The sequence below is a fragment of the Salinigranum rubrum genome (assembly GCF_002906575.1).
In the GTDB taxonomy this organism is placed as follows: Archaea; Halobacteriota; Halobacteria; order Halobacteriales; family Haloferacaceae; genus Salinigranum; species Salinigranum rubrum.
Genome location: NZ_CP026309.1, coordinates 827487 through 852293, shown reverse-complemented (window position 1 = coordinate 852293; position 24807 = coordinate 827487). Strand labels below are relative to the sequence as shown.

Genomic DNA, 24807 nt, shown 5'->3' with positions numbered 1-24807 from the left:
GTCGCCACCGAGCGGGCGACCGGACCGTGCGTCGACGCCACACGTTTTTCGGCTCGGCGGCCGGGTTGCCACACATGGTCGAGCCGAACGCGCGCCGAGTGGCGGTCGTCGTCGGCCGGGACGCCGTCGTGTACCCCGGAGTCGCGGCCGGGTCCGCGTCCCTCCTCTCTATCGTTCTGTCGGCCACGTTCGAGACCGTCCTGTTCGCCGTGTTTGCGGTCGCCGCGATTGCGACCGGGTTCGGGGCGATGGGCGGAAGTGCGTCGGACGACGCGCTCCAGGCGGGTGCCGGCAAGTAGCCTCGTCCTCTCAGTCGTCCGCCGTCGCCGCGGTGTCGAGGAGGGAGTCCGGCGGACCGCCCGCCAGCCGGTCGCGGTTGTGCGGTTCGGCGAAGTCGATGTCGGGTCCGGTCGGGACGAGCCGAGCGGGGTTGATGTCGCCGTGGCTCTGATAGTAGTGGTCGACGATGTGCTGGAGGTTCACCGTCTGTGCTACCCCCGGAAGCTGGTACAGTTCCTTCGTGTAGTTCCAGAGGTTCGGATACTCGTGAATCGCCCGCCGGTTGCACTTGAAGTGGGTGTGGTAGACGTGGTCGAACCGGACCAGGGTGACGAACATGGCGATGTCGGCCTCGGTGAGGACGTCGCCGGCGAGATACCGGTTCTCTTCGAGGCGCTCCTCGTAGCGGTCGAGGGCGTCGAACAGGTCGCTCACGGCCTCGTCGTACGCCTCCTGACTCCCCGCGAAGCCCGCGCGGTAGACGCCGTTGTTGATGGGCTCGTAGATGTCGTCGAGGAGTTCTTCCACCTCGTCCCTCCGGCCCTCGGGCCAGAGGTCGACGTCGCGCTCTGCCAGCGAGTCGAAGGCGACGTTCAGCATCCGCATGATCTCGCGGGACTCGTTGTTCACGATGGTCTCCGCCTCTTTGTCCCACAACACGGGGACCGTCACCCGTCCCGTGAAGTCGGCGTCGGCGCGGGTGTAGATGTCCCGCAGATAGGGCTCGTCGTACAGCGGGTCGGGGTACTCCTCGGAGAACTCCCAGCCGTCGTCGATGCGAACCGGTTCCACGAGCGAGAGCGAGACGACGTCTTCGAGTCCCTTCAGCGCCCGCGTCATCGCCGCGCGGTGTGCCCACGGGCAGGCCCGGCAGATGTACAGGTGGTACCGGCCGGCCTCGGCGGGGAACTCGGCGTCCGGGTCGGGAGCGGCACCGTCGCGGACGTCCTCGCCGCCGACCCATCGACGGAACGAGGTCTCCTGACGGTCGAACTCGCCGTCGTCGTTCGTCGACTCGTAGGCGTTCGTCCGCCACTCGCCGTCGACGAGCATGTTCATCGAATCACCGCAGGGCGTGCCTGCATGAGTGAGAGAAGGGGCTCGTCGCCGAAAAGCGTTGCTCGGTACTGCGCCGGTCGGTGAGAGCGAACGGACACCCCTCTCTCACCGCACCCACTACTCGAAGATACTACGCGGTAGTATCACACACGCCGTCGGTTAATATTCAGTCATATACCTCAGGGATATATTAAGTATACGAACAATTATGAGGATACCAGCGCTGTATTCCGATGCATGGTATCAATAGACATCGAGACGGAGGACGGACAGCGAGAAATCCTCCGTCGAATGTTGACCATCAGGGCGTTCGATACGAAGGCTGGCGAGTTGTTCGCCGACGGGGAGTTGCCCGGCTTCGTCCACCTCTACATCGGCGAGGAGGCCGTGGGAGTCGGGGCCATCTCGGCGCTGGAAGAACAGGACTACATCACCAGCACCCACCGGGGCCACGGCCACTGCATCTCGAAGGGGCTCGACACCTATCAGATGATGGCCGAACTCTACGGGAAGCGGGACGGCTACTGCAACGGCAAGGGTGGCTCGATGCACATCGCCGACGTTGACGCGGGGATGCTGGGGGCGAACGGCATCGTCGGCGCCGGGCCGCCGCTGGCGACGGGCGCGGCGCTGACCGCCGACTACAAAGGCGAGGACAAGGTCGCACTGGCGTTCTTCGGCGACGGCGCCGTCGCGCAGGGACAGGTCCACGAGGGCATCAACCTCGCCGCGACCTGGGACCTCCCGGCCATCTTCGTCGTCGAGAACAACCACTTCGGCGAGGCGACGCCGATGGAGCAACAGCACAACGTCGAACACCTCTCCGCGACGGCCGAGGCGTACGACATCCCCGGTTTTACTGTCGATGGAATGGACGTCACCGCCGTCTACGAGGCCGTCAAGGAGGCGCGCGAACGCGCGTCTTCGGGTGAAGGACCGACGTTCATCGAGGCCGATACGTATCGGTACGAGGGTCACTTCGAGGGCGACCACCAGCCCTACCGCACGGAGGAGGACATCGAACTCTGGAAGGACCGCGACGCCATCGAGACGTTCAAGAACCGACTGGTCGAGGCGGGTGCCATCACCCAGGAGGAGTTCGAGGAGATGCGCGACGAGATCGAAGCGGAGATCGACGACGCCGCCGAACGCGCGAAGGAGGCGGACTACCCCGACCCGTCGGAGGCGTACGAGGACATGTTCAACGCGACAGTACCCGAGATCAACGACTTCGCGGCGCGGATGCGCGCCGACGGAGGTGAGAGATAATGAGCACTGACACCGCGAGCGGAGGTGGGTTCTCCGACACGGAGACGATGACCGTCCGCGAGGCCATCCGGCAGGCGCTTCGCGAGGAGTTAGAACGCGACGAGGACGTGTTCGTCATGGGCGAGGACGTCGGCCGTTTCGGCGGCGTCCTCGGGGTAACGGGCGACCTCGTCGAGCAGTTCGGCGAGGAGCGGGTCCGGGACACCCCCATCAGCGAGGCCGGGTTCACGGGCGCGTCCGTCGGCGCGGCCGCGACCGGCACCCGCCCCGTGGTGGAGATCATGTTCTCGGACTTCATCGGCGTCTGCTCCGAGCAGATCCTCAACCAGATGGCGAAGAACCGCTACATGTTCGGCGGGAAGACCGAGATGCCCGTCACCATCCGAACGACCGAGGGTGGCGGGATGGGCGCCGCCAGCCAGCACTCGGGCACCATCCACACCTGGTTCGCGCACCTCCCGGGCATCATGGCCGTCGCCCCCGGCACGGCGCACGCAGCGAAGGGCCTGACCAAGGCCGCCATCCGCTCGAACGACCCGGTCATCGTCTTCGAGAACAAGCAGATCTACGAGCAGGAGGGCGAGGTGCCCGTGAGCGAGGACTACACCATCCCGCTCGGCACGGCGAGCGTCGAGCGCGAGGGCGACGACGTCACCGTCGTCGCCACACAGCGGATGGTCGGCGAGTCGCTCGGACTCGCCGACGAGTTGGAAGGGGAGACGAGCGTCGAGGTCATCGACCTCCAGTCGCTGTACCCGATGGACACCGACACGCTGCTGAAGAGCGTCGAGAAGACGGGACGCCTCGTCGTCGCCGACGAGAGCCCCCTCTCGTACGGGACCCACGCTGAGGTCGTGGCCAGAGTCCAAGAGGAGGGCTTCTTCAGCCTCGACGCGCCCATCCAGCGCGTCGGCGTCGCTGACACCCACATCCCGTTCAGCCCGGTGCTCGAAGAGGAGATCCTCCCGCACGCCGAGGACGTCCGCGCGGCCATCGACCGCGTGGTCTGAGTGGGCGCGACCGTCGGTCTGGTCGTCAACCCTGCCGCGGGACGGGACATCCGCCGCCTCACCGGCGGCGCGAGCGTCAGCGACGACTACGAGAAACGCCGGACCGCCGAGTGCGTCCTCTCGGGGCTGACGCTCGTCGACGACGTCGAGGTGCTCGTGATGCCCGACCGCGGAAGCTTAGGTCAGCGACTCGTCGAACGCGCGCCCGACGACCTCGACGTGGGGCTCTTGGAGATGACCGTCGGCGGCGACGGTCAGGACACCAGGCGCGCAGCGGAGATATTCGCCGACGAGGCGGACGTCATCGTCGTCCTCGGGGGCGACGGGACCAACAGGGACGTCGCGCACACCTCGGGTGACGTGCCGCTGGTGAGCGTCTCGACCGGGACGAACAACGTCTTCCCGAACGCCATCGACGGCACCGTCGCGGGCGGTGCCGCCGGCCTGATCGCGACCGGGGGCGTCCCCCGAGCGGAGACGACCTACCGGCACGGGATGGTCGATGCCGTCGCGGAGACGCCGAACGGCGAGCGCCGCATCAAAGGGCTGGCGACCCTCGGCGTCCTCGACCACAAGTTCATCGGCACCCGCGCCATCCTCGACGCCGAGAAGATCATCGGCGGCGTGGTCTCGCGGGCGTTCCCCACCGAGATCGGCCTCTCGGGAATCGCCGGGGACTCACCGTCCACCCGCCGCAAAACCCCGGCGGCGTCGGCTACCGACTCGGCCCGGCCGACGAGTGTGCCGACCGGGTGCGGGCCATCACCGTCCCCGGCGTGGTCGAACGCCTCGGCATCCGCGAGTGGGAGCGGCTGGACGACGACCAAGTCATGACGTTCGAACTCCCCCGCGGCGTCGTCTCCGTCGACGGCGAGCGCGAGTTGGAACTCAGGGAGGCCGTCGTCGACGTCCGCCCCGTCGCGGACGGCCCCCGGGTGGTCGACGTCGACGCGGTGTACGACCACGCCGCACGCAACGGCTTCTTCCGAAGGGGCTGACCCTTCCGGGCCGCTGTCGTCGGAGGACTCGCCGGCGTCGGCCTCTCCGAGTGGGTCAACCGAGGCGGTCCGCTGTACCGTCAGTACTGCGTTCGGTCCCGGGACGAGTCTCGCATCGGGCCGTGCCAGGACACGTCGGCTCGATGGTTCCGACTTCGATTCTATCCGAAACTATCATCATGTTTACGTAGAAGTATATTTTCGACGGCGACGAATCGGAGGCATGGACCCGACAGTTCCAGACCTCGGCATCGATATTCCGGAGATCAGCCAGATCGCGTTCGTCGTCCGAGACATCGAGGACGGGATGGACCGCTTCGGCGGCGTCCTCGGTCTCGGCCCGTGGGAGATTTACCGGTTCGAGCCGCCGACGCTGACCGACACCACGTATCGAGGCGAACCGCACGACTACTCGATGATCCTCGCGCTGACGTTCGTCGGGGAGACGATGATCGAACTCATCGAACCGCTGGAGGGACCGAGCATCTACACCGAGCACCTCGACGAACACGGGGAGGGACTGCACCACGTCGCCTGCTTCGCCTTCGACGACACCGAGGCCGTCGTCAGGGAGTTCGAGGAGGCGGGAATGCCCGTGCTCCAGAGCGGGGTGTTCGGCGAGGTGCCGTACTGGTACTTCGACACCCAAGAGCAGTTGAACGGCGTCGTCTTCGAGACGGCGACGAACCTGGAGGCGATGCAGGAACCGGATCGGACGTACCCCGAGTAGGGCGACCGGTCACCGTCCCCCGGCGGCGATGACGAGCGGCCAGGGGTTCTCGACGTGTTCGACCAGCGAACCGAGGAACCGCGCCGCGTCGGCCCCGTCGACGATACGGTGGTCGAACGAGAGGTCGAACGAGATGCGCTTTCTGACGCCGACCTCGTCCTCCCCGACGGGAACGACTTCGTCCTTGATGGTGTTCACCCCGAGGATGGCGACCTGCGGGGGGTTGATGACGGGGTCGAACGACTCGACGCCCAGCACCCCGAGGTTCGAGACGGTGAACGTCCCGCCCGAGAGGTCCTCCATCGTGTACTCGCCCGAGAGCGACTTCTCCGTCACGGCTCGGCGCTTCTCGGCGAGTTCCGACAGCGAGAGTTCGCCCACGTTTCGCACCACCGGCGCGATGAGTCCCTCCTCGATGTCGATGGCGATGCAGATGTCCTGCGTCCGGTGGAGGCGGTGAACCTCCTCCTCGAACGTGGCGTTGAACGCGGGGTGTTCGTCGAGCGTGGCCGACAGCGCCAAGAGCAGCACGTCGTTGACCGTCACCTTCACGCCGAGCGCGTCGTCCGCGGCGTCGGCGGCCGCGAGCAACTCCTCGGCGTCGGCCCCGCGGTGTTCCGTGACGTGGACGGCCTCGCGGTCGCTCTGGCCCAGTCGGTTGGCGATGGTCCGGCGCATCCCGCTCAGCGGCCGCTCCTCGTCCCGGGTGCCGACGTCGGCTTCGGCCGCCTCCTCACCCTCGGCTGTCGGTTCGACCGTCGACTCGCCGTTTGCGGCCGCGCGGACGTCCCCCTCGGTGATGGCGCCGCTGGGGCCGGAGCCCTCGACGGCCGCGAGGTCCACGCCCAGTTCCCGGGCGAGTCTGCGGACGCGCGGCGGGGCGAAGACGCGACCCTCGGCGGCCGACGCCTCGGCCACCTGTTCCGTCTCCTCCGTCGGGGCCGACTCCGCCGCCGCTTCGACGTCCTCCTCCGACACCGCACCCTGCGGGCCAGTCCCCTCGACGGTCGTGAGGTCCACACCTAACTCCTCGGCGCGTTTCTTCGCTCGCGGCGTCGCCTTCACCGACTCGGCCGCCGCTTCTTCTCCTCCCTCTGCCGCGGCCTCGACGTCCTCCTCGGAGACGGCCCCCTGCGGGCCGGTCCCCTCGACGGTCGTGAGGTCGACGCCCAGTTCTTCGGCGCGTTTCTTCGCCCGCGGCGTCGCCTTCACCGACTCCGCCGACGCCGACGCCGACCCTCCTTCCGAGACCGCGGAGGGTCCGTCGAGACTCGCGGCCTGTGGCGACGCGTCGCCCGAGCCACCGGTCGCGGCCGCGTCGGCCGTTTCACCCGACTCGCTTGCGGCCGCCTCGCCCCCGGCCTCGCCTTCGACCAGTCCCGAGACGTCCTCGTCGGCTCCGCCGACGACGGCGACGTCCCCACCCGGTTCGACGCTGTCGCCGACGCCGAGAAGCAGTCGGTGGACGACGCCGTCCTCGCGGACCTTGATCTCCCCGGTCGTCTTCTCGGACTCGATTTCGGCGACGACCTGCCCCGACTCCACCTCGTCGCCCTCGTCGACGAGCCACTCGACGATGGTTCCCTGGTCCATGTCCATTCCCAGTTTCGGCATCTTGACAACGTAGCCCATGTCACACAGATACACGCAGGAACGGGTGAAAAAACTACAACCCCCGGCGAAACAGGACTGCCGTCTCGAACTCAGGAGTCGGCGACGGTCCCGGCGGTCAGTCGGGCGTAGCCGAGCGCATGCGTCTCGTGTTCGACGTCGACACAGCGGTCGAACAGGGCGCGGTGGGCGGCGACGACCCGCCGGTCGAGGAGCGCCGCCGGCGACGTACTCACCCGAGAACGGGTCCCCGGCGGCGAAGTTCCGCGGACGACGGCCCTGAACAGACCGTTGAGCGGGCGGCCGAGCGGGTGCGTGCTCCGCGCGAGGTCGAGCAGCCCGAGCCGGCCGCCGGGACCGACGACGTCGGCCCAGTGGTCGACGGCGTCAGCCGGGTCCGCGAGCATGCCCGAGACGAACGAGGCGAAGACGGCGTCGGCGTCGCGGACGGGCGGGCGGGTGGCGTCGCCGCGGACGACGCCGACGGGTGCGCCCGGTCCCGTGTCGGGGAGCGTGGAGAGCCGGTCGCGGGCGACGGCGAGCACCCCGGGGGTGAAGTCGACGCCGAGGACCCGTCCCTCGGGGCCGACCTGGCCGGAGAGAAACGGGAGGTTCGCGCCCGTCCCACAGCCCATGTCGACGACGACGCCACCCGCGGGGGGGGCGAGCCGGTCGGCGGCGCGCTCGCGGAGGCTCTGGACGCCCGGCGAGCGGCGGGCGATGGTGTCGTACAGGCGGGCCCACCGCGAGTAGAAGTCCTGCGTGGTGGCGACGCCGCCGTCGGGGCGGTTGTGGGAACGAGAGGTCACAGCAGGTCGCGGACGCAGTCGGCGACCGTCGGCGCGTCCGGGCCGAGGAGGTACGTGATGGGTTCGATGCCGTACCCGCCGGTCTGGTAGAGGACGAACACGTCGGTGAGTTCCGGTGCGTCGGCGAGCACCGACCGGACGCCCTCGACCTCGCTGTCGCCGTCGGGCTCGAACGCCAAGCAGGTGTAGCCGGCGTCGGCGAGTGCGTCGACGAGGTCGGGGTCGTAGCGGATGTTGGCCGCGGCCCGCGCGTCCGTGTGCTCGCGCGCAGCCAGGAGGACCGAAGCGACGTACTCGCTCACACCGAACTCGGGGTCACCCGGCACCGTCGCCTGCCCCTTCACGTCGAAGATGCGCCCCGGAACCGCCGCGACGTCCTCGACGCCCGTCGCCTCCGGGAGGCACTCGACGAGGTTCGAGCCGACGTTCGGGATGAGGGTCGAAAAGCCCGAGGCGTTCGTGAGCGTCCTGACTCCTCTCCGAACGGAGGAGCGGACGCGTTCCGTGGCCCGGACGGCGCTGTCGGGGTCGTGGATGCGGGCGTGGTCGACCGCTGCGAGCGCCGGCATCGCCCCCTCGTGAAGGTCCGCGAGGATGTCACCGCGCTCCAGCCGGCGGACGAGCACCTCGCTCTCGACGAGCGCCTGTACGGGCGTCATGTCGCCGCTGGCGAGCCCTTCGCCGACCCGCTCGACCAGCGCGCGGACGCGGTCGTCCGTCTCGATTCGGTCGTTGCGGGCCACCTCGCCGTGGGCGTACTTCGAGACGGCGCTCTGGCTGATTCCGAGCGCCGAGGCGACCTCGCTCTGGGTGAGCCCTCTGGCACGGAGGTCCTCTGCGAGCATCGAGCGGAACGTCGGGAGGAACTCCTCGACGACGACTTCCTCGATGAACTTCATCGGTCGGCGAACTCCGGGTCCTCGCCGATGCGTGACGCCTGCGGCCCACGCTGGTCCTGATACTTCGAGCCCCGTTCGGTTCCGTACGGACGCGTCGCGGGCGACGTCAACTCGGTGAACGTCAACTGCGAGATGCGCATGTCGGGCGTGAGCGCGACCGGGGCGCTCCCGAGGTTCGAGAGTTCGAGCGTGATCTGTCCCTTGTACCCGGGGTCACAGAGCCCGGCCGTCGCGTGGACGACGATTGCGAGCCGGCCGAGCGACGAGCGCCCCTCGACGTGTGCGACGAGGTCCGGCGGGATTTCGACCCGCTCTTTCGTCGTGCCGAGCACGAAATCGCCCGGGTGGAGGATGAACTCGTCGCCCTCGTCGACGTGGGTCTCTCGGACGTACTTCGACACCTCGTCCTCCCGGTTGGGGTGGATACACGGGATGTTCGTCCGTTGGAACTCGAGGAACTCCGAGCCGAGACGGAGGTCGATGCTCGACGGCTGGACCTGCATATCGACGTCGTCGAGGGGTTCGACGACGAGATCCCCGTCGCGCAACCGCGCGAGGAGGTCCGTGTCGGAGAGAATCATACAGGGTGGCAGTCGGCGACGGATTTAGTTGTTCGTGTCGGCGGCGACCCGCTGCTCCCACGTTGGCCGTCGATCCGGATGGTCGCCGATCCGTTGCGGGAGAGACGCGGAGGGCCGGCGAGAGCGTCGGGCTGCGGGCGGACGGGACGACGGTCCCCGAGTCGAAGTCGGTCGCGGCGGTCCCCGAGGGAGAACTCGTCGTCGTCGCCACGGAGTACGCCGAGTCGACGACGGGTTCCGGCGAGTCGGCGGCGTCCGACGACGAGCGAGCGGGCGACGCGCGGACGCGGATAGCAGGAGACTTACGCCCCGGGGCGGCGAGAGGAGGATATGAAGCAAGCCATCGCCGCGCGGACCGACCTCGGCATGGGGCGCGGGAAGCTCGCCGCACAGGTCGCCCACGCGTCGCTGTCGGCGTACGAGGACGCCTCCCCCTCGACGCGAAAGGCGTGGAAAGGGTCCGGACAGAAGAAGGTCGTCCTCAAGGTGTCGGGCGAGCAGGCGGTGTTCGACGTCGCCTCGGAGGCCGAGCGCCTCGGCATCCCCAACGCGGTCATCCGCGACGCCGGCCACACCCAACTCGACCCGGGAACGGTCACGGCGGTGGCGGTCGGGCCCGCCGAGGACGACGAGGTCGACCGCGTGACCGGCGACCTCTCGCTCTATTGATGCGCGAGGCCCATCCACGCGAGCGGACGGTCGGTATGGAGTGGTACGCGAGCGACGCCGACGGCGTTGGCGGCCGCCTTCGAACCCATCCCGAGGACTTTCGCGTGCGAGAGGTCGAGACAGTCGAGGCCGCCCCCGTCGACGGCGACCCGGGCGACTACGCGCACCTCCTGGTTCGGGCGACGCTCCGCGGCTGGGACACTAACGACTTCGCCGCCCGCCTCTCGGACGCGCTGGGGATGAGCCGCGAGCGCGTCTCGTGGGCCGGGACGAAGGACAAACACGCCGTGACGACCCAGCTGTTCTCCCTGCAGGGCGTCTCGGCCCAGCAAGTCCCCGACGTGAACGACGCGGAGGTCGAGGTCGTGGGTCGTCTCGGCCGGGCCCTCCAGTTCGGCGACCTCGCGGGCAACGACTTCTCCGTCAGGGTGCGCGACCTGGCCTGTGACACCGAAGTCGCCCGTGAGCGGGTGAGCGCGGTCACCGACGCGCTCGCGGAGTTCGGGGGGGACGGCACCGACGGCGAGAGCGAGAGGGCGGTCGGCGTCCCCAACTACTTCGGCCACCAGCGGTTCGGGTCGCGCCGGCCCGTCACGCACACCGTGGGCTTGCACGTCGTCAGGGGCGAGTGGCGCGAGGCGGTGCTCGCGTACTGTGGCAGTCCCGCGGAGACCGAACCCGAGGAGACGCAGGAGGCCCGGGCCGTCGTCGACGGGGAGGCCGCGAGCGACGACCCCGACTGGCAGCGGGCGCTCGACGCGATACCGGGGTACCTGCGGTACGAGCGGTCGATGCTGCACCGGCTGGCGGAAGGGACCGAGGAAGGCGAACGCGAAGCCGACCGCTTCCGACGCGCGCTCGAAGCCGTCCCCTCCAACCTCCAACGGCTGTTCGTCAACGCCGCGCAGTCGTACGCCTTCAACAGAATCGTGAGCGAGCGCCTTCGGCGGGGGGTCCCGCTCGCACGCCCCGTGGAGGGCGACGTGGTCTGTTTCGCCGACCGCTCGCTCGACGAGGCGTTCGGCGTGCCCGACACGAGCCGCGAGCAGCGCGTCACCGAGCGGCGCGTCGGCGTGATGGAGAAACACTGTGCGCGCGGTCGGGCGTTCGTCACCGCACCGCTCGTCGGAACCGAAACCGACCTGGGCGAGGGCGAACCCGGCGAAATCGAACGTGAGGTGCTCGACGACCTGGACCTCGCCCCCGAGGACTTCTCCCTGCCGGGGGCGTTCGACTCGACCGGGACGCGACGGGCGGTGCTCGTTCGGACGCGGCTCGACGCGGAGGTCGACGAGGACGGTGCGACGTTCGACTTCGCGCTCCCGCGGGGGTCGTACGCGACGGTACTCCTGAGAGAGTTCCTGAAGAGCGACCCGCTCGAACTCTGAATTTCAGTCAATCTACCACCCGCCGTCGACGTAGAGCAGTTCCCCGGTCACGTAGTCGGCGGCATCGCTGGCGAGGATCAACACGGTCGCTCCGAAAAGAGTCGCACGCGACGCCTCCCATGGTGGCGTCGACGTTCACGCGAATCGTACACGGGGTGGGCCTCACAACACGTACCCGGGTCGTGGCGGGAGAACGGCGGGAAACGGACGCGTTTTTAGCGTACCGTCACCACCGTCGACCATGAACTGTCGGCGGTGTGAGTCCCCGCTCGAACGCCCGGGCGACTACTGTCTCACCTGCGACACCGCCAACTGCGACACGGTCGTCGTCGACGTGTCGCGGGACAGAGCGACGCTGTCGATGCTCGACGAGGAGGCGGTCGTGGGAGAGTTCACCGTCACCACCGTCCCCGAGGACGAGGACGGGGAACGCGCGGTCGTCGAACTCCGGAACTTCGCCGGCCTCGTCGCCGACGAGGTCCACCGCAAGCGCCCCGACGAGGTGTACGTCTCCGGCGACCACCGCGTCATCCGCGAGATCCGAGCCCAGTTACACCACGACGTCTTTCGGGTGCGAGACGACTCCGACCCCGTCGGGTCCGTGCTCTCTCGGAGGGGCGAACGGGCGCTCGACGTGGTGGAGGCCGCGCCGAAGGAGAAACTCGGGGGGAGTCACACCACGCTCATCGGCGGACGGGAGGGGAGGCGAGCCATCGGGGTCGTCGCCGAACATCCCCACGTGAAGAAGGTCGTCCCCGGGCCCATCGAGGCGGGCGGGATGAGTTCTCGAAAGGGGTTGCGCGCGAAGGTGACGCGCGCGGACGGGAACGGCAACGTCCGACTCCTTCTCAGGGCGGGGTCGAGCGTCCAGGAGAACCGCGTCGTGACGACGGCGATGGACCGCGAGACGGGCGAACGCGTGCGTGAGGACCTCAACGCGGCGCTCCGCGAAGAAGGGTTACAGGAGGAGTAAGCGGACTCAAAGAGTCGGTGAGACGCCCACCTGCCGGTACCACGCCACCGTCTCGGCGATCGCGTCCTTGTGCGAGGTCGGTTCGAGTTCGAACGTCGAATCGAACTTCGCCGACGAGACGACGAACGGTTCCTCGAACTCGTAGCGCATCTCGTCGAGTTCGCGCATCGTCGGCGAGACGACGCCGGCGAGGCGGACGAACCACCCGGGTGCGACGCGCATCCGTGGCTCGACGCCGGCTTCCTCGGCGACCAGTTCGACGAACTCCCGGGTCGTGAGCGTCGCCGCCGAGGGGACGTGCCAGACTTCCCCCCACGCCCGCTCGTCGTCGCCGAGGAGGACCAGCGCGCGGGCGAAGTCACCGACGTAGGTGTAGGTGTGTGGCTGGTCCGGGTCGCCGATGACTTCGGCTCGCCTCCCATCGATGAGGTTCCCGAAGACGCGCTCGCCGACCGTCGACTCGCGGACGCGCGGGCCGTAGAAGTCGGAGGCCCGGGCGAGGGTCGCGCGGACCTCGCCGGCCTCGTGGGCGTCGAGGACGCGTCGGGCCATCTCCGCCCTGACCGTTCCTTTTCTCGTCTCGGCGTCCCACGGGAGGTCCTCGGTGACGGGACCGTCGACCGCGCCGTAGCAGTAGAGGTTGTCCGCACAGACGAGGGCGGCGTCGGCCGCCATCGCGCCCGCGAGGACGCCCTCCCAGATTGGCGGGAACGCCGCGGGCCAGTCGGTGTACGGTGCGTTCGTGCAGTTGTAGACGACGCTCGCGCCCGCACAGGCGCGGCGGGCGGCGTCGTGGTCCGTCACGTCGGCGGCGGCCACCTCGACGTCGGCGTGGACGTCGGCGACGCCGCTGCGGTTCACGACGCGGACGTCGACAGCGTCGCCGTCGCGCGAGCGGAGTTCGTCGACGACGGCGAGACCGAGCGGGCCGGTCCCGACGACGACGTGGAGCGGTCGACTCATACGTCGGAGACGAGCGCGAGGGGCATAATTCTGTGTCGTCGAGCGCGACGACTCGTAGGGTTTATCCCTCCGCTCGGGGTACATCGCGGTACTATGGCCGACAGCAAAGCGAGCAAGGTCGGGAGCGCCGGCCGGTTCGGCGCGCGGTACGGGCGCGTGGCCCGCCGACGTGTCAAGGAGATCGAAGCGGAGATGCGCGACTCGAAGGTCGACGGCGACGACGTCAAGCGCGTCGGGACGGGCATCTGGAAGAACGAACGCACCGGCGAACTCTTCACCGGCGGCGCGTACCGCCCGCAGACGCCCGGTGGCCGGCAGGTCACCCGCTCGATCCGCGCGGCACTCAGCACCGAGAGCGACGAGTAGGACCGATGAGTTACAAGTGTTCCCGCTGCAAGCGCGACGTCGAACTGGACGAGTACGGCGGGGTCCGGTGCCCGTTCTGTGGGCACCGCGTCCTCCTGAAAGAGCGCGCGCCGACGGTCAAGGAAGTCCCCGTCGAGTAGCGGCGGGGAGCGGACGGTGACACCGACCCTCGCACCCGACGACGACTACCCCCACAGTATCGGGTTGTCTTTCGAGTACGACGACGAGCGGGTCGCTCGGGTCGTCGGCGACGCCGTCGCCGTCGAGGTGGGAGAGATCGACGACGACCGCTCGACCGCACGCGTCGCTCGCGACGGGGACCGCCTCGCGGTCGACGTGTTCGCGCGCGACCTCGTCGCCCTCCGCGCGGGCGTCAACACGTGGATTCGCCTCGTCGAGACCGCCGAGGACGTCTGTTCGCTGGCGGCGTGAGCGCCCGGCCGACGGAGAGGTGGACGTATCGAGACGACACGACTACCGGGGGTACGCGAACGTGTGTCTGTCGTCCCCGGTGAGCGTGCGCGGACGGGTCGTCTCGAACACCCGAACGCCGTTGAGCCAGAGTCGGAACTCGGCGAGTTCCCAGGAGGCCTCGAAGTTGCTCTGCTTGTGGACCGTGACGCCGTCTATCTCCGCGAGGCGGATGGGGTCGTCGGTGGTCCGGTCGGTCGAAAAGAACGGGTCGACCGCGAACCGGTCGCGGTCGCCCGGTTCGAAGTCGTTCGAGCCGAAGAAGTCCTCCGTGAGTGCCGTGTTCAGGCGCCACCGTTCGCCCGCGAGTTCGAGGAAGACGGCGCTGTCCGTCCCGTCGTCGCCCGTGACGAGTTCGACCAGGATGCTGTCGACGACGTCGTGTCCGAGGGCCGCCCGGGTTCCCGACTCGGGGCGCAGGTCGTACCGGTCGAGCGCGGCACGGACGCTCTCGCGTCCCCGCGCTCGATTCCGCGGGTCCCCGAGCGCCGACACCGAGTCGCGAACGCTCGCGTCGGCGTGGGCCTCGTAGCGGTCGAGGACCGCCCGCGCGTACGCGTCTGCTCCGTCGGGGTTCGGGTGGAACGACGGCGCGAACGTGCACATCAGGTGTTCGATGAACGCGTCGTCGCCGACCCCGACCATTCCCAGGAAGCCCTCGATGCCATCGAGCAGGTCCTCGAAAGAACCGTCGACGTGTGTCTCACCGCCGTGACAGACGGCGTGTCGCTCGTCACCGACCGTCGCGTGGCCCATCGAGGGAGCGGGCCACAGCCAGGCGCGGTCGGCGTTCGTGCTGTTTTCCGGGCCGAACCCCGGCGACGCGAAGAGGACGCCCGGCCCGTCGAGTTCGCGGTCGGCCTCCGCGACGGCCTTGCGGACGTAGTGGCGCTGCCGGCGGTTGAAGAAGAGCACGTTCTGGACGGCGAACGCCTTCCCGAGTTCGCCGAGCAGTCCGGCCGCGACGCCGACCGGGAGGCCGAACACCAGCGCGAGCGCCAGCGTCAACTCGGCGAGTTTCAGGTCCGACTCGTCGCTCAGAAAGGGGAAGTAGCCCGTCACGACGATGAGTGCCGTCGGGAACTTCCGCCGGGTCCGCTCGACGAGGTACGTCAGGTGGTCGTAACAGTGTCGCCGCGTCGCCGCGTCGATGTCGTGGTGGTCGGCCCAGGGCGTCACCACGGCCGTCGTCCCCACGTCGTTGATACCCCCGTCGAGGAGGACCAGGTCGACGTCGTCGACGCGGTCGTACGCGCGGTCGGTCTCCGTTCTGAGGTCGCGACCCGCGGGCGGGTCGTGGCCGAAGTAGTCGTACGGGAGGCGGTCGAGTTGCTGGAGGATCGTGAGGCCGCCGTACGGCTTCTCGTGGCGTCCAGTGCGCGTTCCGACCGGGCCGATGTCCTGTTCGACGCCGGTCCGAACCGACTCCGCACGGTAGTCCTGACGGAGGCTCGGACGGCCGTGAGCCACGCCGATGACCGCCCCAGAGTGCGCCTTGACGTTCCGTTCGGGGAGTCGCTCGCCACCCGAGAGCGCGCGGTAGACCTGCGCGACGTACTTCCGGTCGTGGCGAAGCCCCTGTCCCCACATCGCCGAGTCCCCGATGGCCACCATCGTCCCGATTTGACCCTCGCTCCCGGCCTCGGTGTCGCTCATCTCACCCCTCCAGGTCGGCGATGCGGCGTTCGAGGTCCGTGATGCGTGCTCGGAGACTCTCGGTCGTGCCGTCGCCCGCGGGGTCGAGGCGGACGTCGCCCGTTTCCCCGTCGAGGACGAGTCGCTTCCGCCCGTCGCCGTCGCGAATCTCGACCGACCCGGCGACCCCGTCGGCACCCAAGAGGAGCGTTCCCTCGCGGCCGTCGAGTCGAATCCGAACGTGTTCGCGGTCGACGGCCTTCGGCGCGCCCGTGTCGAGGTGGATTCGCTCGGTACCGTCGCCGTCACGCATTCGGAGGTCGCCGTCGCGGCCGTCCGTCCCGTGAGAGCCGAGTGTGAGGTTTCCCTCGCGTCCGTCGACGTAGACACGGACGTGTTCGCGGTCGACAGCCTTCGGTGCGCCCGTGTCGAGGTGGACGCGTTCGACCCCCGCTCCGTCCCGCATTCGGAGGTCGCCGTCGCGCTCGTCGCCGCCGAGGACGACGTTTCCCTCCTCGGTGTCGAGGAGGAGGGTTTCGGGGTTGTCGCGTCGACGCCGAAGACGGACGCGCCCGACGACGTCGATCTCGTCGTCGACGAAGACGATGTCGCTCCGTTCGGCGCTCGCGTCGCTCCGCGCGAGGACCGCGTCGGTGAACAGCCGGTACCGTCGCCCGTTCGGGAGGCGGAGTCGCACGTCGTACGGAGCCCCCGGTTCGAGGCGCGCGGGGTCGTCGATCCGCAGGTCGTGTCTGAACATGACCGTGTCGTCGAGGTCCACCAGCGTCGCTCCGCCGTACTCGACTCGAAGCGGAACGGACGGCGCGCCGCCGTCCGCGGCGGTCAACACGAGGGCGTCCCGCCAGATGGCCCGCCCCACTGCGGCGACCTGTCGCTCCACTTCGGGGTCGACAGCGTCGAGGTCGTCCGGGTCGATGGGCGGTCCCGGCGGTCCCCGATGCCCCGGGTCGTCGGGGTCGACCGGTCCGTCCGGACCGACCGGCCCATCGGGTCCGTCGACGCGTGGGCGCGCCGTCGCAGACACGCTGCCGTCGATGTCGATGTCGATGTCGGCATCGGGAACGGTCGCGTCCGCGACGCTCGTGACGAGCGGCGACGGGAACGAGAGCGTCTCGGGTTCGTCCGGGTCGGCGACGGTCTGTCGGCCGTCGAGGGGGCGGGCGTTGAACCGGTACGACAACACCCGACCGTCGCTCGCCTCCCCGGCCCACAGACAGCCGTGCTCGAAGAAGGCGACGGTGACGCCGCCTCGCTCGTGGGGGTCGGTGAGCGGGAAGCCCAGCCAACCCTGTTCGGCCCCCATCCGCCGCCACTGCGTCTCGATGTCGCCGTAGATGGCGACGCCGCCGACGCCGTCGACCCAGTAGATGGACCCGGCCTCGAAGCGACTCACCGGCGTCCGCCCGTCGGCCGCGCGCCCCTCGTCGCTGGTCGGGAACTTCAGATTCCGTCGCCCCGTCTTCGGGTTTCGGTTCGGGCCGCCCCGTTCGAGGTACGCCCGCAGTATTCCCCCGTGGACCTCGTGTGCGCCCGTGGCGGGGTGCCAGTAGATTCGCCCCCGCTCGAACGTCCGCACCCGGCCGCCGTGTCCGGCGTCCTCGACGCCCGTCTTCGGCGCGCCGAGTCCGCGGCCCGACCGGTCGAGTTGCCGACGTTTGGCGTCGATGGCTCGCTCGGCTTCCGTCCGATCGTCGTCCGGTGGGGGTGTCGTCCCGCCCCCACCCGACGGGACGTCCGGTCCGCGCCCGCCGCCGGGGTCAGTCTCGCCCTCCTCGTCCGGGAACTCCTCGAAGTCGTCGATGTCTTTCATGCCCGGGTGGGGTTCACGTGACAGATAGTTAAGTATTGATAGAGTATATCTATCACGTTTCTATCGCGCGAACGACGCGCCGACGACCGTCGCCAACCCGTCGTCGGCGAACGGATGACGGGAACGACTCACACGATTTCGGGACTCACGAGGACGAATACGGGGCTTTTTCAGGGTGGATACCTTCCCCTCGCGTATGCAGGGAAGCCTACCGCCGGAAGCGCAGGAGAAACTCGAAGAACTGCAGGACCTCCAGGAGACGGCCCAGAAGGTCGCCGCCCAGAAGGAGTCCGCGGAGTCGACGCTGAACGACGCCCAGACCGCCCTCGACGCGCTCGACGACATCGACGAGGACACCGTCATGTACCGCGAGGTCGGCGAACTGCTCGTCGAGACCGAGTACGACGAGGCCTACGAGAGCCTCCAGGACCGCGTCGACACGCTCGAGATCCGCGTCGAGCAACTGAACAAGCAGGAGTCGCGCGTCCAGGAGCAGTTCGAGAGCCTCCAGCAGGAACTGCAGCAGATGCTGCAGGGCGGCGCCGGTGGCGGCCCGATGGGTCCCGGCGGCGCGGGCGGCGCGTAATCGAAGCGATGCCGACGGACGAGGAAGTCGTCCAGGCCGCCTCGGAGGCCGCCGAGGGCCTCATCTTCGAGCGGTACAAACAGAGCGCGGTTCGCGACGTCGACGTCACCGTCACGTTCGAGGAGGGCGTCCTCGAAGTCGACGTCTACCTGAACGCGCCCGACGACGAGAAGGCCCAGCGGGTCGCCGACGAGGCCGCACGGGCGGCGCAGGACGCCGTCGACGACCTGTTCGCGGCCGAGGCCGAGGCTGACGAACCGCAGTAACGTACACCGTAGGACGCCGCCGAGGCGGACACGACCGGCGTCCACACGTCGTCTCTTTTCGCCCCGAGCCACAGCGCCGTGCTCTCTCGCCTCGGACGACCGGGTCGCCCGAGGCGTACGAGCGGAGCGGCGGACCGAAGCCGTGACAGGTCACCGCAGGGGCTATTACGGTTCGTGCTGTATGGTAACACATGTCTGTCTGGCACACAGGGGGAACGACGCCGCTCGACCGGCTGAAGTCGCGGTACGACCGTGACCTGCGGTGTGGGGAGTGTGGCTACGTCGACGAAGAGGGGGAGTGGCAGGCGCGGACGACCGGCGACCGCGTCGACTACCGGCACCTCTGTCCGAGTTGTGGCGCCGTCGAGCGCCGGACGCTCAAGCTACGGCGCTGACTAACGAAAAGCGGTCGAGCAGAACAGGCGGTGAGTGACGGCTGTCGGGTGGGGTCAGGCGAGGAAGAAGATGAGGACGCTGACCGCCATCGCGGCGAGAATGACCGCCCCCGCGAGGGCGCCGCCGAGCGAGACGACGGCGTTGGCGTGACTCGCGAGCGTCTCCGTCCGGTCGTTTCCGAAGACGGTCACCTCGGCGCGTTCGGTCGCCATCCCCGCAGTGACGGGTTCGCGGTCGTCGAGCGCCTCGTCCACGAGGTCGGAGACGAGCGCGACGAACTCGTCGTGGTCGATGGCGGCACCGACCTGGTTGTCCGCCTCGACGGTGTTGACGATGTGCGTGTCCGTGGTCATCACCTCGCTCTCGTCGACGCGGTCGCCGAGGGCGTCGACGACGCGGTCGCGCAGACCGGGGTCCATGTTGTTGCCGTCGACGAGGACGTACGCCGTCGTGTGGCCGTCCACGTCCGTGACCGTGACGCGGATGCCGAGCGGGCCGATGCCGTCGACGGGCGTCCACGGCGTCCGGTCCCACGCGATGCCGAGTTCGAGTTCGCCGCGCGGCGCGGTGGCGAGGCGACGACCGACGTCGCCCGCGGCCTCGATCATGTCGAAGGAGCGTTTCGAGCCTGGCGTGACGTGCCCGAGGTCGGGGCCGTCGAGCCCGTTGTTGGAGTTGTGCGCGTCGACGAGGAGGACGTCTCGAAGGCCGGTCGTCCGCGCCTCGGCCGCCGCGGAGAGGCCGACGGCGTACTCCACGTCGTCGGCGAAGCCGGGGGCGTAGGTGGACACGAGGAGGGCGCTGTCGTCGAACGCCTGGCCCAGCATCTTCGCCTCGCCGGACTGCACGCGGATTCCCGGCGTCGCCTCCCGCGAGTAGGTGATCTTCCCGAACGCACGGTCGGCCGCGTCGAGGATGGTGTCGACCTCGCGTTCGGTGACGAGGTTGAAGTCGTGACCCGCGGTCGCGTGCGGCGGGAAGGCCATGCCGTCGGTTCGGGCGGCGACCCGTTCGGGGAAGTTGCCGCCGCCGATTTCGCCCATCGGCCCCGGGTGGATCATCGGGAGGATCCACCGCGCCTTCTCGGTCCCGTCGAGGCGGCGGAACGAGAGCACGGTCACGGGGACGACGGCCTCTTGGCCCAGTTGCTCGAAGAAGTCCTCCAGTTCGCGCGTGCCCTCGATGTGGCCGATGAAGCCGCGGAGGAAATCGAGCATCGACACGCCGAGCGAGCGCTCCCACGGCCGGTCGATGGTGCGGACGAACACGTACACCGCGGTGGCGTAGATGAACGAGGTGACGACGAGCAGGGTGAAGTGGTTCGGGCCGACGATGAGCAGTTCGGGCGGCGCGCGGTCCGCCCTGGCGAGGTAGGGCATCAGGTACGCCTGGAGGAGGGGGCCGCCCACTTCGAGGAAGCGGACGGTGCCGCTGTAGACGAACAGCAACACGGCGGAGGTGACTGTCTGGATGCTCGCGGGGACGGCGGCGACGAGGATAGACGACCGCGACACCGCCATCACGACCAGCAGTCGGAACGCGAAGATCGACGAGAGCGCGACCACGAGCACGTCGAAGACGAACGTCTGCCCGAGCGGCGTGAGAACGGTGACGACGGCCGCGGCCGTCAGGGCGACGACGAGGATGAACTCACAGACGAGCGCCAGCAGTGAGGAACGGTTTGGCGTGAGCTTCCCCCGAGAAAGCGGTCGACGCCGGCGGTCCCGACCGAGGCGACGACCGTCGGGATGCCGATGTAGAATATCCCCTCCCAGGCGTCCTGGCCGACGATGAACACCCGCCGCCACGACGCCGTCGACGTGCCGGAGTCGAACGCCGCGATACCGGCCATCGCGGCGATGAGGAGGGCGAAGCCGAGGCTGGTGTACCACCGCGGCGCGCGGAAGATGAACCGCGACAGCCCAGCGAGATCGCTCTGTGTCGCCGTCATCGTCTCCCCTTTCCCGTCGAGGTGGTAAAATCCTCTCCTTCGCCGTCAGACGGGTGGCAGACGCTCTCACCGTCCTGATTTTCCCCGGTGATGTCGTGTAACGAACGGGGCTCGTCGCCTCGGAACGCCTCAGCGCCGACAGCGGGCGACGAAGTTCTCGAACACCTCGTCGCCGCGCTCGGTGTGGGCGACCTCGGGGTGCCACTGGACGCCGTAGAGGTCCTCGTCGGCGTTGCTCATCGCCTCGACGTCGCAGACGTCGCTTCGGGCCGTCAGCGTGAACCCGGGCGGGACCTCCGTCACCTCGTCGGCGTGGCTCGCCCAGACGCGCGTCGTGGGGGCCAGCGAGCCGACGAGCGGGTCGTCCGGGTCGACGATGTCGACGTCGACGTCGGCGTACCCGCCGTACTCACCACTCCCGACAGAGCCGCCGAGTTCGTCCGCGATGAGTTGCATGCCGAGACAGATGCCGAAGACGGGAACGTCGACGTCGAGGTACTCGCGGGCGTGGCCGACGCGCTCCATCGACGGCCCGCCCGAGAGGACGACGCCGTCGACGTCTCCGACGACGTCTTCGGGTGGTGTGTCGTTGTCGACGAGATCGGCGTCGACGCCGAGGTCACGGAGCGCGCGCTGTTCGAGGTGGGTGAACTGCCCGTGGTTGTCGACGACGGCGATACGGGTCATTGCGCCGAGATAGTTCGGAGGAACCTAAAAGCGAATCGGAAGTCGGTTCCCGCCACGACACCCCTCGCTGGAACGTCGCGGACGCTCCCGCAGGAGGGACTCGGTACACCGCCGAACACGACTGATCACTCGGGCCGCACGGCAGCGAGCGTCGACACGTCTGTGCCGTCGTGAGCGGTTGTGAGGCGAAATGAACATCGTTCAGCGAAGCTGACCGGTACGGCTATACATCAGTCGGCCACACAGTAGCCAACACATGATCGGGGGGTCATCGTCCTCGGAGACGAGGGCTTCGAGGGAGTCACGACAGTCCGGGAGGCGCTCGCCCACCTGGGAGTCCGTGTGGTCGAGACGGTCGAGGAGGCGGTGTCCCTGCCACGGGAGGGCGACTGCGACTGCGTCGTCGCCACGGCCGGCCCGGCCCGGGAGTTCCTCGACCGCGTCGACGGCGACCCCGCCTGTCCGCTCGTCGTGGTGACCGCGGGGTCGACAGCCCCCCTGACGGACCACGCGCGCGTTCGCCACCACCGCGCCGACGACCTCGCAACGCTAGAGTCGCGCGTCGTCGACGCCGTCCTGGCCGACCGGCAGCGACAGCAGAGTGCGGACGGCGAGCGGACGACCGACGAGGAACTGATCGAGCGCGAGGCCGCCTACCGGACGCTGGTGGAGAACGTCCCGAACGGCGGCGTCGCGCTGTTCGACCGCGACCTGCGGTACACGCGGGTCGGCGGCGAGGTGTTCGAGCAGATCGGCCTCGACCCCGACGACGTCGCGGGGGAGTCGCTGGAGGAGGTCCACTCGCCGTCGTTCCTCGACGCACACGGCGACGCCTACCGGCAGGCGTTCGACGGCGAGCGGTCCACCGTCGAGTTCGCGTACGAGGACAGACGGTTCCGACTGGACGTCGTGCCGGTCACCGAAGGCGACGAGGTCGTAGCCGGGCTGGCGATGGCCCGCGACGTCACCGACGAGGCCGAGCGCCGGCGCGACCTCTTCGTGCGGTCGCGCGCGATGGACGCCGCCGCCATCGGACTGTGTCTCACGGACCCCACCGAACCGGGCAACCCGCTCGTGTACGTCAACGAGGGGTACGAGCGGATGACCGGCTACGAGGCCAGGGAGGTGCTCGGGAAGAACCCCAGACACCTCCAGGGTCCGGAGACGGAGGCCGAAGCGAGACGGAAGATGCGCGAGGCCGTCGCGAACGCCGAGTCGGTCGCCGTCGACATCACGAACTACCGGAAGGACGGCACGCCGTTCGTGAACCACGTCGAGATCACGCCCATCTTCGACGACGAGGGCGACCTCGTCCACTTCCTCGGCTCGCAGGTGGACGTGACCGACCAGCACGAGCACCAGCGCGCGCTCGCCCGGCAGAACGAGCGGCTGGCGGAGTTCACGGCCATCGTCAGCCACGACCTCAGGAACCCGCTGGCCGTGGCTCGCGGGCGGGTCGAACTCGCCCGACGGACGGGCGACCTGTCGCACCTCGACCACGCGGAGGCGAGCCTCGAACGGGCGTCCGAACTCATCGACGAGATGCTCGACCTCGCTCGCGAGGGGCGGACGCTCGACTTCGACCGTGTCGAACGCGTCTCGGTTGGGAACGTCGCCCGTGCCGCCTGGGACACCGTCGACACGGCGGGGGCGACTCTCGCCGTCGAGGCGGAGTGGGAGGTCGACGCCGACGAGAGCCGCCTCCGACAACTGTTCGAGAACCTCTTTCGGAACAGCGTGGAGCACGGTTCCACGAACAGCCGGCCGGAGACCGACGATTCGGTCGAGCACGGGTCGAGCGACACCGAAACGCCGGTCGAGGTCCGTGTCGGGCGGCTCGACGCCGGGTGTGGCTTCTTCGTCGAGGACGACGGCCCCGGCGTCCCCGACGACATCCGCGACACCGTCTTCGACGTGGGCGTCACGACCGTCGACGGCGGGACGGGGTTCGGGCTCGCTATCGTCCGGAACGTCGCCGAAGCACACGGGTGGGACGTCGGCCTGACGGAGGGAGAACAGGGCGGTGCGCGCTTCGAGTTCGTCCTTCCGTGTCCCGACGACGACTGAACGGACGCTCTCCCTCCCCGGTTGTCACGACGAGGGCCGTGCCGCCGCCCTCGACCGTACGACCGTTCCGAGCGCGAGCAGGAGGAGGCCGGCCATGAACAGGGGCAGGAGCCACATCGCGCGGGTGATGCCGGTCGCCTCGGCGACGAACCCGACGAGCGCGGGCGAGACGACGACACCGAGCGTGGCCGCGGCGTTCGCCACGGCGTTGATGGGGCCGCTCACCTCCGGCAGGGCACCCGTCGCCCACGCCTGGACGGTGGGGTAGACCGCCGAGACGAAGAAGCCGAGGGTGAAGCTCGTGACGCCGGCCGCGAGCGCGGTCCGGACCGAGAGCAGGGCGAGGAGGGCGACACCGCCGCCGACCGCTGCCGCGAGGACGACCCGCTCGGGACCGACGCGGGCGACGACGCGACCGGCGAGAAACCGCCCGGGAACGTACGCGACCAGGTAGACCGAGAGGAGGAGCGTCGCCGTCTCGCGGGCGAGAAACGTCGTGGCGTAGAAGGGGAGCCAGGTGAAGACGCCGGCCTCGACGGCGACCGAGCAGAAGAGCGCGAGCACCATCGTCCGGACCGTCGCGTGCGAGAGCAGGTCCGGGAGGCCCGAGAGGGCGAACGAGCGCTCGCGCCCGACGGAGGGTGGGAGGTCCAGACGGGAGACTGCGACGGCGAGGACGCCGAAACACGCCGCGGCGACGAGGTAGGTGAGCCGCCAGTCGCCGAGCGCGATTGTCGCGGTGGCGAGGAGCGGCCCGGTCGTCGCGCCGACGGCCCACGACATCTCGTAGAGGCTGAACACGCGGGGGCGCGCCGACGGGTAGAGGTGACTCAACACCGGGCGGTCGAGCGCGCGGACGACGCCCGCGGCCGCCGTCGCACCGACGATGGCGACGACGAGCAACGCGAACGTCGGCACCCACCACACCACGAGGAGGGCGAGGGAGACGCCGGCCAGTCCGAGCGTGAGCGCCCGTTCGAAGGCGACGTCACCGGCTCGGAGGCCGACGACGAGGACGACGAGAAAGGAGGCCGCGGAGGCCAGCGGCGCGAGCAGACCGAGTTGGGCCTCCGTGACGCCAAACGTCGTCTGAAAGCTGGGGAGCAGCGCCCCGCGCGTCTGGAGGAGCAGGCCGACGAGCGCCGCGAACGCGAAGACGACGAGCGCCCACTGGCGGCGGAGCGACGGGTCGACGGCGGCGGTGCCGGCTTCGGTCTCGGCTCCAGCATCGGCGTCGGCGTCCGAATCGGCTGCCTCCGGAGCCGCCGTCGAATCCATGCGAAGGCGTCGAGCCGGGGCGGTGAAAAAGGCGC

The 24807-nt window shown here is 69.2% G+C and carries 25 protein-coding genes and 2 pseudogenes; 15 read left to right on the top strand and 12 right to left on the bottom strand.

Features of this window, described 5'->3' with window-relative positions:
* The first annotated feature begins 74 nt into the window (after window positions 1-74).
* On the top strand, window positions 75-299 hold the full coding sequence (locus tag C2R22_RS04050) for a hypothetical protein (RefSeq protein ID WP_103424620.1): 225 nt from the start codon (window positions 75-77) through the stop codon (window positions 297-299).
* A 10-nt stretch (window positions 300-309) separates the two neighbouring features.
* Here the strand turns inward: C2R22_RS04050 and C2R22_RS04045 are convergent, their stop codons facing one another.
* On the bottom strand, window positions 310-1338 hold the full coding sequence (locus tag C2R22_RS04045) for a glutathione S-transferase family protein (protein WP_103424619.1): 1029 nt from the start codon (window positions 1336-1338) through the stop codon (window positions 310-312).
* Window positions 1339-1575: 237 nt separating this feature from the next.
* On the opposite strand from C2R22_RS04045, the gene C2R22_RS04040 reads away from it, so the two are divergent.
* The 4 genes and pseudogenes from C2R22_RS04040 (at window position 1576) to C2R22_RS04025 (ending at window position 5345) form a co-directional block, all read left to right on the top strand.
* Window positions 1576-2607, top strand: a complete 1032-nt coding sequence (locus C2R22_RS04040) for a thiamine pyrophosphate-dependent dehydrogenase E1 component subunit alpha (RefSeq protein ID WP_103424618.1) — start codon at window positions 1576-1578, stop codon at window positions 2605-2607.
* Window positions 2607-3617: an alpha-ketoacid dehydrogenase subunit beta gene (locus C2R22_RS04035; RefSeq protein WP_103424617.1), complete on the top strand. Its 1011-nt coding sequence runs from the start codon at window positions 2607-2609 to the stop codon at window positions 3615-3617. The genes C2R22_RS04040 and C2R22_RS04035 overlap by 1 nt, the downstream gene beginning before the upstream one ends.
* Window positions 3618-4615: pseudogene (locus C2R22_RS04030) on the top strand (NAD(+)/NADH kinase).
* Window positions 4616-4838: 223 nt separating this feature from the next.
* Window positions 4839-5345, top strand: coding sequence for a VOC family protein (locus C2R22_RS04025; protein WP_103424616.1), 507 nt, complete (start codon window positions 4839-4841; stop codon window positions 5343-5345).
* A 9-nt stretch (window positions 5346-5354) separates the two neighbouring features.
* On the opposite strand, the gene C2R22_RS04020 is transcribed toward C2R22_RS04025, so the two are convergent.
* The 4 genes from C2R22_RS04020 to dcd all read right to left on the bottom strand — a co-directional run bounded on the left by C2R22_RS04020 (window position 5355) and on the right by dcd (window position 9245).
* Window positions 5355-6959, bottom strand: coding sequence for a 2-oxo acid dehydrogenase subunit E2 (locus tag C2R22_RS04020; protein WP_245902982.1), 1605 nt, complete (start codon window positions 6957-6959; stop codon window positions 5355-5357).
* A gap of 89 nt (window positions 6960-7048) precedes the next feature.
* Window positions 7049-7765, bottom strand: coding sequence for a class I SAM-dependent methyltransferase (locus C2R22_RS04015; RefSeq protein WP_173862771.1), 717 nt, complete (start codon window positions 7763-7765; stop codon window positions 7049-7051).
* Window positions 7762-8664, bottom strand: a complete 903-nt coding sequence (locus tag C2R22_RS04010) for a thiamine-phosphate synthase family protein (RefSeq protein WP_103424613.1) — start codon at window positions 8662-8664, stop codon at window positions 7762-7764. The genes C2R22_RS04015 and C2R22_RS04010 overlap by 4 nt, the downstream gene beginning before the upstream one ends.
* Window positions 8661-9245, bottom strand: a complete 585-nt coding sequence (gene dcd / locus C2R22_RS04005) for a dCTP deaminase (protein ID WP_103424612.1) — start codon at window positions 9243-9245, stop codon at window positions 8661-8663. The genes C2R22_RS04010 and dcd overlap by 4 nt, the downstream gene beginning before the upstream one ends.
* Before the next feature lie 330 nt (window positions 9246-9575).
* Between dcd and pth2 the strand changes: the two genes are divergently transcribed.
* Together pth2 and truD are read left to right on the top strand one after the other, a co-directional pair.
* On the top strand, window positions 9576-9914 hold the full coding sequence (gene pth2, locus C2R22_RS04000; protein ID WP_103424611.1) for a peptidyl-tRNA hydrolase Pth2: 339 nt from the start codon (window positions 9576-9578) through the stop codon (window positions 9912-9914).
* Complete coding sequence (truD, locus tag C2R22_RS03995) at window positions 9914-11302, top strand: tRNA pseudouridine(13) synthase TruD (protein ID WP_103424610.1); 1389 nt, start codon at window positions 9914-9916, stop codon at window positions 11300-11302. Before pth2 ends, truD begins: the two co-directional genes overlap by 1 nt.
* A gap of 12 nt (window positions 11303-11314) precedes the next feature.
* On the opposite strand, the gene C2R22_RS27345 is transcribed toward truD, so the two are convergent.
* A complete protein-coding gene (locus C2R22_RS27345; RefSeq protein ID WP_109745706.1) occupies window positions 11315-11386 on the bottom strand; it encodes a hypothetical protein in 72 nt (23 codons plus the stop codon).
* Between the two features lie 157 nt (window positions 11387-11543).
* Between C2R22_RS27345 and C2R22_RS03990 the strand changes: the two genes are divergently transcribed.
* A complete protein-coding gene (locus C2R22_RS03990; protein ID WP_103424609.1) occupies window positions 11544-12275 on the top strand; it encodes a DUF2103 domain-containing protein in 732 nt (243 codons plus the stop codon).
* Window positions 12276-12281: 6 nt separating this feature from the next.
* On the opposite strand, the gene C2R22_RS03985 is transcribed toward C2R22_RS03990, so the two are convergent.
* Entirely contained in the window at window positions 12282-13238 is a 957-nt protein-coding gene (locus C2R22_RS03985) for an NAD-dependent epimerase/dehydratase family protein (RefSeq protein ID WP_103424608.1), read from the bottom strand.
* A 93-nt stretch (window positions 13239-13331) separates the two neighbouring features.
* Between C2R22_RS03985 and C2R22_RS03980 the strand changes: the two genes are divergently transcribed.
* Genes C2R22_RS03980 through C2R22_RS03970 form a run of 3 tightly spaced genes read left to right on the top strand, consistent with a single transcriptional unit; the run spans window position 13332 to window position 14036 of the window.
* Window positions 13332-13604: a 50S ribosomal protein L37ae gene (locus tag C2R22_RS03980; protein WP_103424607.1), complete on the top strand. Its 273-nt coding sequence runs from the start codon at window positions 13332-13334 to the stop codon at window positions 13602-13604.
* Window positions 13605-13609: 5 nt separating this feature from the next.
* Window positions 13610-13744: a DNA-directed RNA polymerase subunit P gene (locus C2R22_RS03975; protein WP_103424606.1), complete on the top strand. Its 135-nt coding sequence runs from the start codon at window positions 13610-13612 to the stop codon at window positions 13742-13744.
* Window positions 13745-13760: 16 nt separating this feature from the next.
* Window positions 13761-14036, top strand: a complete 276-nt coding sequence (locus C2R22_RS03970; protein WP_103424605.1) for a KEOPS complex subunit Pcc1 — start codon at window positions 13761-13763, stop codon at window positions 14034-14036.
* 42 nt (window positions 14037-14078) lie between these two features.
* Here the strand turns inward: C2R22_RS03970 and C2R22_RS03965 are convergent, their stop codons facing one another.
* Both C2R22_RS03965 and C2R22_RS03960 read right to left on the bottom strand, forming a co-directional pair.
* On the bottom strand, window positions 14079-15731 hold the full coding sequence (locus tag C2R22_RS03965; RefSeq protein ID WP_103424604.1) for a hypothetical protein: 1653 nt from the start codon (window positions 15729-15731) through the stop codon (window positions 14079-14081).
* Between the two features lies 1 nt (window position 15732).
* Window positions 15733-17541: an LGFP repeat-containing protein gene (locus C2R22_RS03960; RefSeq protein ID WP_103424603.1), complete on the bottom strand. Its 1809-nt coding sequence runs from the start codon at window positions 17539-17541 to the stop codon at window positions 15733-15735.
* Between the two features lie 196 nt (window positions 17542-17737).
* Between C2R22_RS03960 and C2R22_RS03955 the strand changes: the two genes are divergently transcribed.
* From C2R22_RS03955 to C2R22_RS03945, 3 genes are all read left to right on the top strand, one after another.
* Window positions 17738-18127: a prefoldin subunit beta gene (locus tag C2R22_RS03955; protein WP_103424602.1), complete on the top strand. Its 390-nt coding sequence runs from the start codon at window positions 17738-17740 to the stop codon at window positions 18125-18127.
* Between the two features lie 8 nt (window positions 18128-18135).
* Window positions 18136-18393 carry a DUF3194 domain-containing protein gene (locus C2R22_RS03950; protein WP_103424601.1) on the top strand — a complete coding sequence of 86 codons (258 nt, stop codon included), beginning with the start codon at window positions 18136-18138 and terminating at the stop codon, window positions 18391-18393.
* A 191-nt stretch (window positions 18394-18584) separates the two neighbouring features.
* Window positions 18585-18788 (top strand): HVO_0649 family zinc finger protein, encoded by a 204-nt coding sequence (locus tag C2R22_RS03945; RefSeq protein WP_103424600.1) that lies wholly within the window; start codon window positions 18585-18587, stop codon window positions 18786-18788.
* Window positions 18789-18842: 54 nt separating this feature from the next.
* On the opposite strand, the pseudogene C2R22_RS03940 reads toward C2R22_RS03945, so the two are convergent.
* Both C2R22_RS03940 and C2R22_RS03935 read right to left on the bottom strand, forming a co-directional pair.
* Window positions 18843-20740: pseudogene (locus C2R22_RS03940) on the bottom strand (DUF2070 family protein).
* Window positions 20741-20869: 129 nt separating this feature from the next.
* Entirely contained in the window at window positions 20870-21427 is a 558-nt protein-coding gene (locus C2R22_RS03935; protein ID WP_103424599.1) for a GMP synthase subunit A, read from the bottom strand.
* Between the two features lie 342 nt (window positions 21428-21769).
* On the opposite strand from C2R22_RS03935, the gene C2R22_RS03930 reads away from it, so the two are divergent.
* Window positions 21770-23494 (top strand): PAS domain-containing sensor histidine kinase, encoded by a 1725-nt coding sequence (locus tag C2R22_RS03930; RefSeq protein ID WP_103424598.1) that lies wholly within the window; start codon window positions 21770-21772, stop codon window positions 23492-23494.
* Between the two features lie 24 nt (window positions 23495-23518).
* On the opposite strand, the gene C2R22_RS03925 is transcribed toward C2R22_RS03930, so the two are convergent.
* Entirely contained in the window at window positions 23519-24772 is a 1254-nt protein-coding gene (locus tag C2R22_RS03925; RefSeq protein ID WP_103424597.1) for an MFS transporter, read from the bottom strand.
* Window positions 24773-24807: the final 35 nt, after the last annotated feature.